The following is a 13,349-nucleotide window of genomic DNA, read 5'->3' on the forward strand; positions in this document are numbered from 1 at the left end:
GACTTAAATTATAGAATTTATTTAATGGCTAAAAAGGCAAAGGCATATTGGAAAGAAAACCTCAGGTATCTCTTCATCCTGTTAACCATATGGTTTGGGGTTTCCTTTGGTGCGGGTATCTTGTTTAAAGATGTTCTGGACGACATAAAAATTGGGGGGTTTAAACTGGGCTTTTGGTTTGCCCAGCAAGGCTCTATGTATGTCTTTGTGATTTTGATATTTATCTATGTACGCCTGATGAACAAACTCGACAAAAAATATGGGTATGATTCATAGCCTGATGGTCGAAGGGATTGGGGTTCAGAATTGGACGTACATTCTGGTGGGAGTAACTTTTGCCTTGTATATAAGTATCGCTATTTGGTCGAGAGCAGGCTCTACCAAAGAGTTTTACGTGGCAGGATCCGGGGTATCCCCATTGGCCAATGGAATGGCTACGGCAGCTGATTGGATGAGTGCCGCATCCTTTATTTCGATGGCAGGTATTATTTCTTTTGCAGGATATGATGGGGCGGTGTATTTAATGGGATGGACGGGCGGTTATGTGCTCCTGGCACTGCTTTTAGCGCCCTACCTGCGCAAATTTGGCAAATTTACGGTGCCTGACTTTATTGGTGAGCGCTATTATTCGGACATCGCTCGTATTGTAGGTGTACTGTGCGCTTTGCTGGTTTCTTTTACCTATGTAGCCGGGCAAATGCGCGGCGTTGGCCTTGTTTTTTCCCGTTTTTTAGAAGTTGACATTAACACAGGCGTCATCATAGGAATGCTCATTGTCTTGTTCTATGCCGTTTTGGGAGGTATGAAGGGGATTACCTATACCCAGGTGGCCCAGTATTGTGTGCTCATTTTCGCATTTATGGTGCCTGCTATTTTTATCTCGATTCAGATGACGGGCAACCCCATTCCGCAACTTGGATTTGGAAGCCAAATGGCCGATGGGTCCGGCGCGTATTTGTTGGATAAATTGGATGGTTTGAGTACAGATCTGGGTTTTGCCGAGTATACTGAAGGGTCAAAATCGGTGACAGATGTCTTTGCAATCACCTTGGCGCTCATGGTGGGTACGGCCGGACTGCCCCATGTGATCGTTCGGTTCTTCACGGTTAAGCGAGTGAAGGACGCCCGGAAATCTGCAGGAATCGCCTTGCTTCTGATCGTTATCCTATATTCTACGGCTCCTGCCGTGGCTGTTTTTGCGAGAACAAATATGATTGAAACCGTTTCCAGGCAACCTTATAGCTCGGTTCCGGAATGGTTCAAAAAATGGGAAACCACAGGGTTAATTGTCTTTGACGATAAAAATGAGGACGGGATAATCAATTATGTGGCCGATGTATCAAAAAATGAATTGGTTGTGGATAACGATATAATGGTTCTGGCAAATCCGGAAATTGCCCGCCTGCCAGACTGGATTGTCGCTTTGGTAGCCGCCGGTGCTCTGGCCGCTGCATTATCAACAGCTGCCGGACTTTTGTTGGTTATTTCTTCCTCCATTTCTCACGATTTGATCAAGAAAATAATCAATCCGAACATATCAGAGAATGGCGAATTGATCGCCGCCCGGATTTCGGCAATAGTGGCGGTTTGCGTGGCTGGTTACTTTGGCATCAACCCTCCCGGATTTGTCGCTGCAACCGTAGCCCTGGCCTTTGGGTTGGCGGCAGCCTCCTTCTTTCCCGCGATCATTTTGGGCATCTTTTATAAAAGGATGAATAAAGAGGGAGCCATTGCCGGCATGGTCGTGGGGATTACCTTAATGATGCTGTATATGATAAAATACAGACTGGGCTGGTTTGATGAGGTTCTGCCCGGTAAGGACCAATGGTGGTTCGGGATTTCACCCGAAGGTTTTGGCAGCGTGGCAATGCTTGTCAATTTTGTGGTTTCAATTATTATCTCGAAACTCACTCCTGCACCCCCAGGGGAAGTACAGGAAATTGTTGAAAACATACGAATCCCTCAAGGAAGCGGTCCGGCCAGTCCTCATTAATGGAGGATTTGGACAAAGCCTGGTGCATGTACACGGAATTCCGGTATAGTTGTATTTCCCAATCAGTGCTGCCTTCGAAAAAGGTTGTTCAAACCACCCTTCCTGCCTGTAGCGGTTCTTGCACTTAGCCAGACGTTTTTCATCCGAAGCATGCCTTTTGAAATGAGGGGCTGATCAAGTCTTGGGAAGCTACTTGTTTCAACATTTGTCCTGTATATTGCTCGGATGATAATTCCGGACAGTCCATGAGGTTGGAAGCTATACTTTTGGTCGCAGATCATTTAAGCCATGAAGCAAATCTCAATAATAATTATAGCACTCCTGTCCTTTATATTTTCAGGATGTTCCAAGGAAGACGAAGCCCAGACCACCATCTTTGAAGGTGTGGTTTTTTTAACAGGCGATAATCAGTCCTTTGATGACCTGACTGTCATTTTATATGGTCATAGGAAATGTGAGATTTTGGGATGTGAACTCATCGTAAGGAGGACTTCCGCAGTAGGTTCAGAGGGCACTTTTTCAATCCAGGACACCTCCTCTGAAGACAGGTATTACAGTATTCAGGTATGGGGTGAAGGAAGGATAGGCATTATGAACGACTGTACTCCTGAATGCAACCGGCTGAATCCGGGTAAAACGTACGCGAACCTAATGCTTTATGTTGATCGATGAAATTTCATAGAACCCTTCAAGTTTCGGCACTCCTTATCTTTATATTGGGCTCAGGTATTTCATGTACCAATGAGGATGATTGCGGTGATGAAGCTTCAAAATTTTCTGTTTTGGAAGTGTCAGAAGTAACTTCTACCTCATTCAATGCCTATGGAGTGGTTACACCACCACCCTGTGAACGACTGAATGTAGGGTTTGGCACCGGGATCGTGCTCTCCACAGAGCCGGACCCGAACCTCGGGGACGGAATTGATTATGGCAGATCGTCCCTTACCTACGATTTCATGGTTATTGGACTAAAGCCTGAAACCAAATATTACATAAAACCCTATTTCATCATCAGTCTTCGCCGCTATGAATTGGGGGATCAATATGAAGTAACCACCTTATCCCAAATTGAGAACACTCCGGAATGACTTCTCAAATGAGTCAGGAGTCTTTGTCGGATTTGGCGAAAGAAGGGCTTCATTTGAAGCGGTTAAGTTCTCGTTCAAGGATCTGAATGATTTTGACATTTTGTTGCCGAACCAGCTTGAGTTCATCTTGTGCATCAAAAGTATGGATGTATACTTCTGCGATGTAATCCTCAAACAATGGATCCAGCATCAGGCCATGGAAATCGGAAGGAAAATCGCTTTCGGGGAGATCATAATAGCTAAGTCCAGAGGAACTGAGGCTCCTGACATAAGGATTAACAATGGAGCCGGCCCTGAGCTGAACTTCTATATGCCTTTTTTCATTTTCACCTGCGTCGGCAACCACATCCTCCCAACTGAATAACAAGTTGATTAGGGAATCGTTTTTAATAAGATGCACATCTCCGGAGGAAATCCCAGACCTAAGTGCCCCGTTTTGGGGGTTATAGGTCCAGAGCCAGGTGGTATTCGCGACCCATTCGCGGAGGGTATCGTACACTGGGGGAATTGCCTGGTCGGGCCTTAGGGTAACAATTTTATTCGCGGCTTCGATGACGCGGCTATTGTAGTACATCACGCTATCCAATTGCTTCAAATTTGCATTGAATTCAACCGAAAGCGAGGCGAGCAAAGCGGTTCTTTTATCCTGGTCTTTGCGCCCTTCATTCCAGTCGTTCACCCAGAGCGCTATCAATATGCCAATCACCACTAACAATATCTCCCCAACGGCATACAATACATACTTGCTGAACTTGTGATCACTCAGAAGACTTTGACGTATTTGGCGGAAGAAGCGAATCATTTTTCGAGGTTTTTCATCTCTTTTTCTATAGCTGTGATCACTTCTTCTATCCCGTTTATGGTACTAATATAAATCCCTATGCCGTATTTGCGTAAACCTATCAATCCGTAGAGATAGTTGATAAAACCCGTATCAGATTTCATTTTTTCTAAATCAACCGGATAAACCATGGGAACATCACTGTCTTTATACCTGAGGTATTTATTTCCATAAAGCAGTGTTTGCTGATTAAAGATGGCCCATTCTATTTTCAGATGATCCTCAGTCAAATATGTGAATCTTCGGTCATACAGATCAGAAATTGTTTTTTTCAGGGAGTCATTGGATAAGATTTCGGTATTGCTTTTGAGGCTTTCGTAGGTGGTTCGCCTGAATCGGGGCACATGAAAAGCGTTGATGAAAAAGCTCGCCCTGTCAATTTTATCCGAATGGGGTTCGTTATTGTCTATGGCGGCAAGAATAATCCGATAATTCTCTATAGTGCTTTCATTCAGGGATTTGCCAATTTGAAGGTCACTTAATGTTTCTTCCAGATCGGATTTCAATTCCGCAAGCATGGAATATTTCTGTTCGGTTAGCTTCCGATGTTCGTTCCAATTATTTACCTGCAGCGCAATCAAAATACCAATCACCACCAGTAAAATCTCCCCAACGGCATACAGTATATACTTACTGAATTTGTGGTCATTCAGGAGTCTTTGACGAATTTGGCGAAAAAAACGGAGCATGGGTTTACTGCTATACTTATCAAGTTACAGAAATTATTGATTTTGATCACTAGGCCGGGAGATTTCCTCAAATGTCAGGAATATTTGTCATTACCTAGGTCATTGATATTTATCATTTTAAGTTTCTCAGGTCTTCATTACATTGATAGGTTATTATTTATCATTTGAATCCGACCGCCAATTCAATAGGATATGGACTTCAAGAACTACTTTGAAGAGTTAAAAAGGCGAAAAGTCTTTAAGACCGCCATTGCCTATATCGCAGCGGCATGGATTATTGCCCAGATAACCGCTGACCTTTTGCCCATTTTTGAAATTCCCCCTTTCATTCAAAAGGTCATCCTCATTATTTTAATCGTCGGTTTTCCGGCTATCCTCATTTTTGCCTGGATCTACGATGTCACTCCTGAGGGGATCAGAAAAACTGAAAGGGTCCAAAATCCCTTAACGGAAAGACGCAAAAAGACCCGCAGGTTAAATGCAGCGATTATTTCGCTGCTTTCAATTGCAGTGCTCATAATGATTTACGATCAATTCACTATATCGGAAAGGGGAAATTCTGAAATTCTAACGTTAGTTGCAAAGGAGGATTCTATCGAGAGATCTGTAGCAGTATTGCCATTTAAAAATTGGAGCGGGGATTCCAGTTTGGAATACGTCAGTGACGGGATTGCAGATGAAATCACCACCAATCTCGAGGATATAGAAGAGCTGGATAAAGTGATCGCTTTTCGTCAGACGCTAAAATATAAATATTCGGATCTTGACCTTAAACAGATTTCGGATTCTCTGGATGTTAGGTTCATATTGGATGGGAGCATACAATTGTCTGGCGACAAAATACGCGTGAAGGTTCAATTGCTTGATTGCCAAACCAATGAATATTACTGGAAAGAAGTTTTTACGACCAACTGGGATACCGAGGAAATATTCACACTCCAAAACGAGGTTACTCGAAGAGTTGTCGAAAAAATGGATAAGGAAGTGGGCGTGGATACCGTACTCTTTGAAAAACAATTACCAACAGAAAGCACAGAGGCCTATGAATATTATTTGAAAGGTTTGTATCAGGAAAGAAAAGGATCTCAACAAGGTATTGCCCGTTCTATTGAGTTTTTCAGCAAGGCTATTGAACTGGATTCGACGTTCATTCAGGCTTACAAGTCCCTTTCTAATAGTTATATGTACGGCGGGGTTTTCAATGGGGTTAATGAGCAAAGGTATTCCTGGAGATCTTCTAAAAAATATGTTGAAAAAGTCTTGGAAATGTCTAAAGATGAGGGCGATCTCAGATGGGCAAAACAAAGAATGCGGACGAATTCCTACTTCTTTGAATGGGATTTCGATTTAATGGAAAAAGAATACCTGGAAGGCTTTGATGACAATAGCTATCTGATGAAAACCCTCTATGAGTTCAATACGGGCAGGTTTGAAGAAGCCTTGCAAACCGCTGAACTTCGGGCGGATCGCTATCCGGCTTGTGGTGTCTGCCAGGCATATTTGGCTAACGCGTTATTTTTTCTAGGCAGGTTAAATGAATCTACCAGGGTATTGGATCAAAATTTTGATCTATTTAATGACAACTATACTTTTCTAAGAGAGGCTGCCATTACATATTATTATTTAGGTGACTACAGCAAATCGCAGGAAGCATTAAAGCGCATTAGGTTTATTTATAATGACAATTCCCCTACCATCTTGTTTCTGATGGCAGTCAATTATAATGTAAGTGGAGATACAAATGCTGAAAAGGAAATTCTTGATAGCCTGCTTGAACAATATCGTAATCAGAATTCCGGATCACCGGCCTGGAATTTGGCTAAATATTATGCTCACACAGGGGAATACGAAAATTCCATAACGTGGCTCCAACGGTCTTTCGAACGCTATGATGTTGAAATGATCTGGTTGAGGACAGAGCCGCTTTTTGCCCCCATAAGAAAGGATCCCAGGTATCTGGAGATTTACAAAAATGTTGGATTTCCTGTTCCGCCTGAAGTCTTCCCAGAGGATGTGTCAAGAACGATTCAGTAACTATCCGATTCCCTGATCAAAACACAAAAAAGGTCCGGAAATTCATTTTTGGCCGCACGCTTAATTCAAGCTGATAAACCAGGCCAGTATGAAGTTGTCGGTATCTGCACCTATGTTTTCGAGGGCTTCTGTGTGTACGTAGGTCAGCTTCAGGCCCTGCCTTTTTGCGATTAAGAAACTATAGGAGGCAGAAACCAATAAATTGGATCGGAAATCCCCGGCAGCTTGTCCATTGATAATGGATTCGCCCCCGAAACCATATCCCGCACTAAGCGACAGCCAGGCACCCTTTTTAAATTGTTTTACCAAATGGGACTGAAGTGTATATGTAGGCCGCTGCCTGCGCTCTGAATTATTAAAAAAATCAGGGTTCCGTGTGTACATAAAAACAGAACCTGTTAATTCAAATGACCATTCGCCCCAGGTATGTATCATTCCGGCCTGGGGTCTGAATACAAATCGATTACCGCCGAGGTTTATCAATTTATCTTCAAAGTATTCCCCTATCGGGACCGATACCGCCAGAGATACGCCAAAACTGGTATACACCGTATTTTCAAGTCGGAATTTTTGTATTTCAGCGGCGTTACCTGCTGGAGGCCCCGTTAAGATCAGCGAAGCTCTGATTCTCGGGTCTGCAAATCCCGTTCGGCTTACTGCGGCGGGATCCCCGCTTAATAAACCAGTCCAATCTGCGGTGCTAAAAGGGACCAGTAGGCTGACAGTTCCCAATTTGTTGGCAATTTTAATGGGCTGTACAAATTTGGCGACCACAGAATGGGCCCTGACTTTAACATCTTCAATTTCTAATAGCGGATCAAAGAACACATCTCCCGAGCTGTAGGAATACCCAGCCCCCAGTACATGAGTGCCCAGGGGGATCGGGGTCCAGCGCCTGGGTTCCAAATCCTGGGAACAGGCATTTTGATACATTAGAAATACGATGGTAAGTAAGAGGAAGGGCTTTGCAATTTCCAATTTCATTTGGCAAAGCGGTAAGCAATGGGTCATACAAAAATTGTATTGGGTTGGCTATTGATCCGGTTACTGTTTCACAGGTATCAAAATCTTTAAAGCCATTATTTCTTATGCTATTCTTAATTCAAGGTACATCTTTTTCTGGATTCGGACCATGTTCAAAGCTGTGGGATGGTTTATAGGGCTGTTTGGGTTGAACGTATGTCTTTATTTTACCTCACTTCGTCGTAATTTCTTACAGCCCGTGTGGTAATTCACTAATTTGTAATTACCTTTCATTTGATATTAAGGTTTATTGAGCAATAAGAAATCTTGGTTTTGATTAGTACTAAAAAGCAATTTATTGGTATTCTGATCCTGGTTATAGCCGGTTTTGGCATTGGAATATATCTGCAGGATCTGAAACATCGCGAGAGTACAGAAGCGGCGTGGCAGGCAAATCGAGCCAATCTGGAAAGGTTCGAGAGAATTCGCTCCCATACCTCTGAGATGGACGGAACAAACTGGCAGACCATGCGCGACAGTATCGGGCAGGAATTGGATAGTTTTATGATCCTTCGATTCAGAAAAGAAATGGAACGCCTCAATCGACAAAAGGCGGGAAGTTAATCCACTCTACATAACTGTAAATGGTGTTTACAGACGTTCGGAATTTGCGTTAATTCCCGAAAGGTTCAAAGCGAGACCATTGAAGATTTTACCATGGATAGGCCTGTTCGCAGCGTAAAAATACCTGCGTGTCAATCGCCTGGCAGGCCGCCTGCAGGAAACCTGAGCCCGAACCGGGCTGTGAAGTAGCTTCAATTTCAGTGTCATAACTCCGGGAAGACCCTTTAAAAAAGTTCTTCCATTGCCTCCATCCACTCAGGGACGTCGAAATTGGAAGTCTTCAGGAAAATGAAAAGCCCTTCAACAGCAATTGTGTAGGTCAGCGCAACCGCATTGATTTCCATGGTGGTAATCAAACTGAAAAGAGCCTCGTGGAGATTGGCGCTCAATCCATAAATTTTGATTGCCGGGAACAAGATGTGACTTACCTTGTTAAACATGATTCAGATTGTTTTTTGATTGATGATTGATGTCACTTTAATAGACGACCAACTTTGGCGGATGTTTCAGTTCTTAGCAACAGTTTAACATTCTGAGTCCTGACTTTAAAGAAATTTTAAAATTTGATTCCTGAATAATACTGCTTTTGGAAAGTAGAAATTGCGGTGTAAATGTTTCGAATAACCTTTTATTTCAGGGATTTCGGTCATAACTAACGCCTGTCTTACCACCGAATTGATCGTCCTGGGGAGATCGCCCTTAGTTTTTTAAGGAGATCGTTATGAAATTGACATTTTTGGACACGTCTCGATGACGAAATTGAAAGGTTTATGTCAGATTATTGTTAAGAAACTCCATTTCAAAGCCCGATAATTTAAGATTTTATCAACCTGTAACCACTTGTTATCAGTGGTTTTCGCCCTGCATTTAAAGTAGAATTTGAATCGTTAATAAAACTGTTGAATAGTTCTTAGGAAGGGTTGCAATTTTTACTGAACAAAATTTGAACTTTACACTGAAGATTAGCACATCCCATCTTTCATTTAGATTTCCTAATTGCATTCACATGTAGATCGGAAATTTTTTTGCGCTGTTTTTTAGAAAGCACATTTTGTATAAGTAACTGAAAATCAATTTATTAAAGCTTAAACGATGCAGATTACCCAAGTTATCAAACGCGATTACAGTACAAGCCCATTCGTGCTTGAAAAAATCACGAACGCCATCGAAAAGGCGATGGAGGCAGTCGGGAATGGTTCCCGAAAAGATGCCGAAATCATTTCCATGCAAGTGTATGAGAGCCTGTTGTTGAGGAAGGAAGAAGATCCTGACTACACTCCGACGGTTGAACAGGTTCAGGACATTGTGGAGGACAAACTGATGGGTAGTACGTTCCACGATGTGGCTAAGGCTTACATTATCTACAGAAATGAACAAACGCGCAAACGCAAGTCAGACGTTTTTGAGAAACGCATCAATCTCAAGCCGTATGAATACCCGCATTTGTACCAATACGTCGACGCCATTCGCCACTCGTACTGGATTCACACCGAATTTAATTTCACCAGCGATATCCAGGATTTCAAAACCCGGCTCAGCGATGTGGAACGCAGTGCTATCAAAAACACCTTACTGGCCATTTCTCAGATTGAGGTTGCCGTAAAGACCTTTTGGGGCGATATCTACCACCGCATGCCAAAACCGGAAATCGGGGCTGTGGGGGCAACTTTTGCCGAGAGTGAAGTCAGGCACCACGATGCGTATTCCCACCTGCTCGAAATCCTTGGGCTAAACCACGAATTCAATACGCTGAAGAAAAAGCCGGTAATCATGAAGCGGGTCCACTATCTTGAGACGGCCCTTAAAAATGCAAAGAGCGAAGAAAAACAGGATTACGCGGAATCTATCCTCCTCTTCTCCCTGTTTATAGAACACGTGTCGCTCTTTTCCCAGTTCCTGATCATCATGGCTTTTAACAAGCACCGGAACATGCTTAAAGGGATTTCAAATGCCGTTGAGGCCACATCCAAGGAAGAGCAGATTCACGGCGATTTTGGCATTGATCTGATCAAGATCTTCCAGGATGAGAATCCGGAATGGTTCAGCGATGACTACAAGCAGATGATCCGGGAAGTTTGCGAAGATGCCTACGAGGCAGAGAGCAAGGTGGTCGAATGGATTTTCGAGGCCGGTGAGCTCGAATTCCTCCCAAAAGCCGTCATCGAAGAGTTTATCAAAAACCGTTTCAACCAATCCCTGGAGAGTATCGGTATTGATAAGGTATTCGAAGTCGACGAGAATCTACTACAGGAAACTGAGTGGTTCGACGATGAAATCATAGGTACCAAGCACGGAGATTTCTTCGTGAAGCGATCCATCAACTATAGCAAGAGAACACAAAGTATAACCAGCGAAGACTTATTTTAACTATGAGCGAGAACACTCAATCCAACGTATCTGAAGACTTAAAGAAAACGAAAACCCCCGTGGTTGAAGAATTAATCCACGCTCGAAAGGAATCCCTGCAGGAGGTTCGGAATTCCGAGGAACCTGCTTTTAATTGGCTGACAGATCACAGCCGTCAATTTCTGGCCTCCGGGTACTTGCCGGAAGGTGTATCGGCAGAAACGCGTATTCGGGAGATTGCAGACCGGGCTGAGGAAATTTTACAGATCCCCGGTTTTTCGGATAAATTTTACAAGTACATGGGTGAGGGGTATTTTTCCCTGGCCTCACCGGTCTGGTCTAATTTTGGAAAACGCCGCGGCCTTCCTATCAGTTGTTTTGGATCGCACATTGATGACGATATGGGTAACATCCTGTACACCCAGTCCGAGGTGGGGATGATGTCCAAACTCGGAGGGGGGACTTCCGGATATTTTGGAAAGATCCGCCATCGCGGGGCACCCGTAAAAAACAACGGATACGCTTCAGGAGCTGTGCATATCATGCAGCTTTTTGACAAAATGGTGGATGTGGTAAGCCAGGGTTCTGTTCGCAGGGGTCGTTTCTCGCCATATTTGCCAATAGAGCACCCGGACATTCACGAATTTTTGGAAATCGGGACTGAAGGAAACAGCATTCAGCAACTGACACACGGGGTAACCGTGGGTGATGAGTGGATGCAGGAAATGATTGACGGGGATACCGATAAGCGTTCGATCTGGGCGAAAGTCCTCCAACGTCGGGGTGAAATGGGATACCCATATATCTTTTTCCGGGATCATGCCAATAATGGAGCCCCGGAAGTCTACCAGGAAAAAAATCATGAGATTTACGCCAGTAACCTGTGTACAGAGATCATGCTTCCTTCCAACGAAAAATGGTCTTTCGTATGTGTCCTTTCATCCATAAACCTGCTGTATTACGACAAATGGAAGAATACAGATGCTGTTGAGACTATGGTGTGCTTCCTGGATGCTGTTTTGAGCGAGTTCATTGAGAAGCTTGAGAGCTACAGGGATTCAGAAGATCTGGAAGATCGCCAGACCTTCCTGTTTATGGAGCGGGCGTATAACTTTTCCAAAGAGAACCGGGCATTGGGCCTTGGAGCTCTGGGATGGCACTCTCTGTTGCAGTCCAAAAGATTTTCTTTTGACAGCCAGGAGGCATATGACCTGAACAGTGAAGTTTTCCGTACCATTAAAGAGCGTTCGTACAAGGCCTCAAAAGACCTGGCAGAACTTCTTGGAGAACCGGCGGTACTTAAAGGATACGGAAGAAGGAATGCTACGCTCAATGCGATAGCCCCGACCACTTCGTCTGCGTTTATCCTTGGACAGGTATCCCAGGGAATTGAGCCGATCTGGTCCAACATCTATGTCAAGGACATTGCAAAGATCAAAACGACGATTAAGAATCCATTCCTGATGGATCTGCTGGAGGAAAAGGGAAGGAATACGACTGAAGTCTGGAGAAGTATCCGAGATCAGGACGGATCTGTTCAACATCTCGATTTTCTGACTCAGGAGGAAAAAGATGTATTCCGTACCTATGCCGAAATCGATCAGCTGGCTATTATTTATCAGGCTGCCAACCGTCAGAACCATATCGACCAGGGACAGTCGGTCAATATTCTTGTACACCCCGATACTCCGGTCAAAGAGATCAATAAAATTCATGTGTCTGCATGGAAACTCGGTCTGAAATCGCTGTACTATCAACACAGTATGAATGCCGCACAGAAATTTCGGCAGAAGAAAGACTGCGTGAGTTGCGAAGCTTAATGTTTTAAGTGTTTTGAAAAAAAACCGGATCTGTTGAGGTCCGGTTTTTTCTTTTTAAGTGCCTGATGCAGCTAAAGAGTTTGATCAGGGGTTATTATCTTACGTTATCAGTACATTCATACAAATTCAACCACACGTCAGAATCAAATGTACAGAACAGGAATCCCAAATGTACAAACCCTCGAAATCCGATGGTTTTTTGAGGAGGATCGCCCAGGTTTAAAGGCCATATTCCAGGGACTGCAACCTGAGCAATACGCTGTGGAATCCAGAACGGATACTTACCTGCTCCTGCCCGGCAGGGAAGATTTGGGAATAAAATTACGCCAGGGGCGATTGGAGATCAAATTCCGAAGCAAAGGTTCAGAAACAGGGGCGATTTCTGGAATACACGGGAATATAGAATGCTGGGAAAAGCTCGGATTTGAACTGGGGCAGGAAAGGATGTTCCCTCATTTACCAGAACATTCCGAAGCCTCATGGATATCCGTAGCCAAAAAGCGATGGGTAACTATGGCGGGAGTAACGGATGGCGAAATACACTATGAACCCCCAGGTTCGCCACGCGCGGAGTCGGTACAGGTGGAATATACACAACTTGGCCTGGAGGGAAGGCAGTGGTTTACTTTGGGCTTTGAGTGGCCCAGGAGGCAGCCTTTGAGCCTCCCGGAGCCTCTTTTGCGAAAATGGGTAATGCCAGAAGGATTTACAGAAGAGATTTCCATGGGATACCCGGCTTTTCTCAACGGGATTTTGAATGGACCTTATTGATATCCGGGTCAAAATAAGGATGTCTTGGGGTTGTTGGGCGGGGGAACTACCCGTTTACCGATTGAAAGGAAACTCCTACACCCCTATGTTTTGAAGGACTTCATCGACGAAATGCACGGTCCTGGTCAACTGGCCTGTAATCCAGGTTACTCATCGACTTCCCAGGTGTGATTTTGGGGT

The 13,349-nt window shown here is 44.0% G+C and carries 13 protein-coding genes; 9 read left to right on the top strand and 4 right to left on the bottom strand.

Annotation, left to right across the window (positions count from 1 at the left end; genetic code table 11):
* Positions 1–24: 24 nt before the first annotated feature.
* The 4 genes from QU605_RS02220 (at position 25) to QU605_RS02235 (ending at position 3,081) form a co-directional block, all read left to right on the top strand.
* On the top strand, positions 25–276 hold the full coding sequence (locus QU605_RS02220; RefSeq protein ID WP_289723626.1) for a DUF4212 domain-containing protein: 252 nt from the start codon (positions 25–27) through the stop codon (positions 274–276).
* Positions 277–292: 16 nt separating this feature from the next.
* Positions 293–1,993 (top strand): sodium:solute symporter family protein, encoded by a 1,701-nt coding sequence (locus tag QU605_RS02225; RefSeq protein WP_289723887.1) that lies wholly within the window; start codon positions 293–295, stop codon positions 1,991–1,993.
* 288 nt (positions 1,994–2,281) lie between these two features.
* A complete protein-coding gene (locus QU605_RS02230; RefSeq protein WP_289723627.1) occupies positions 2,282–2,665 on the top strand; it encodes a hypothetical protein in 384 nt (127 codons plus the stop codon).
* A complete protein-coding gene (locus QU605_RS02235; RefSeq protein ID WP_289723628.1) occupies positions 2,662–3,081 on the top strand; it encodes a hypothetical protein in 420 nt (139 codons plus the stop codon). Before QU605_RS02230 ends, QU605_RS02235 begins: the two co-directional genes overlap by 4 nt.
* A gap of 49 nt (positions 3,082–3,130) precedes the next feature.
* Here QU605_RS02235 and QU605_RS02240 read toward each other — a convergent pair whose 3' ends face one another.
* Both QU605_RS02240 and QU605_RS02245 read right to left on the bottom strand, forming a co-directional pair.
* A complete protein-coding gene (locus tag QU605_RS02240) occupies positions 3,131–3,883 on the bottom strand; it encodes a DUF6090 family protein (protein ID WP_289723629.1) in 753 nt (250 codons plus the stop codon).
* Positions 3,880–4,611, bottom strand: a complete 732-nt coding sequence (locus tag QU605_RS02245) for a DUF6090 family protein (RefSeq protein ID WP_289723630.1) — start codon at positions 4,609–4,611, stop codon at positions 3,880–3,882. The genes QU605_RS02240 and QU605_RS02245 overlap by 4 nt, the downstream gene beginning before the upstream one ends.
* A gap of 192 nt (positions 4,612–4,803) precedes the next feature.
* Between QU605_RS02245 and QU605_RS02250 the strand changes: the two genes are divergently transcribed.
* Positions 4,804–6,645, top strand: a complete 1,842-nt coding sequence (locus QU605_RS02250) for a TPR end-of-group domain-containing protein (protein ID WP_289723631.1) — start codon at positions 4,804–4,806, stop codon at positions 6,643–6,645.
* A gap of 60 nt (positions 6,646–6,705) precedes the next feature.
* On the opposite strand, the gene QU605_RS02255 is transcribed toward QU605_RS02250, so the two are convergent.
* Positions 6,706–7,629: a transporter gene (locus QU605_RS02255; RefSeq protein WP_289723632.1), complete on the bottom strand. Its 924-nt coding sequence runs from the start codon at positions 7,627–7,629 to the stop codon at positions 6,706–6,708.
* A gap of 312 nt (positions 7,630–7,941) precedes the next feature.
* Here QU605_RS02255 and QU605_RS02260 point away from each other — a divergent pair, with 312 nt between their 5' ends.
* On the top strand, positions 7,942–8,232 hold the full coding sequence (locus QU605_RS02260; RefSeq protein WP_289723633.1) for a hypothetical protein: 291 nt from the start codon (positions 7,942–7,944) through the stop codon (positions 8,230–8,232).
* Between the two features lie 224 nt (positions 8,233–8,456).
* Here the strand turns inward: QU605_RS02260 and QU605_RS02265 are convergent, their stop codons facing one another.
* Positions 8,457–8,672 carry a hypothetical protein gene (locus tag QU605_RS02265; RefSeq protein WP_289723634.1) on the bottom strand — a complete coding sequence of 72 codons (216 nt, stop codon included), beginning with the start codon at positions 8,670–8,672 and terminating at the stop codon, positions 8,457–8,459.
* 652 nt (positions 8,673–9,324) lie between these two features.
* Here QU605_RS02265 and QU605_RS02270 point away from each other — a divergent pair.
* The 3 genes from QU605_RS02270 to QU605_RS02280 all read left to right on the top strand — a co-directional run bounded on the left by QU605_RS02270 (position 9,325) and on the right by QU605_RS02280 (position 13,169).
* Positions 9,325–10,599 carry a ribonucleotide-diphosphate reductase subunit beta gene (locus QU605_RS02270; protein WP_289723635.1) on the top strand — a complete coding sequence of 425 codons (1,275 nt, stop codon included), beginning with the start codon at positions 9,325–9,327 and terminating at the stop codon, positions 10,597–10,599.
* 2 nt (positions 10,600–10,601) lie between these two features.
* On the top strand, positions 10,602–12,398 hold the full coding sequence (locus tag QU605_RS02275) for a ribonucleoside-diphosphate reductase subunit alpha (RefSeq protein ID WP_289723636.1): 1,797 nt from the start codon (positions 10,602–10,604) through the stop codon (positions 12,396–12,398).
* Between the two features lie 147 nt (positions 12,399–12,545).
* Complete coding sequence (locus QU605_RS02280; protein ID WP_289723637.1) at positions 12,546–13,169, top strand: hypothetical protein; 624 nt, start codon at positions 12,546–12,548, stop codon at positions 13,167–13,169.
* The last annotated feature ends 180 nt before the right edge of the window (positions 13,170–13,349 follow it).

The sequence above is a fragment of the Robiginitalea aurantiaca genome (assembly GCF_030380815.1).
GTDB lineage: Bacteria > Bacteroidota > Bacteroidia > Flavobacteriales > Flavobacteriaceae > Robiginitalea > Robiginitalea aurantiaca.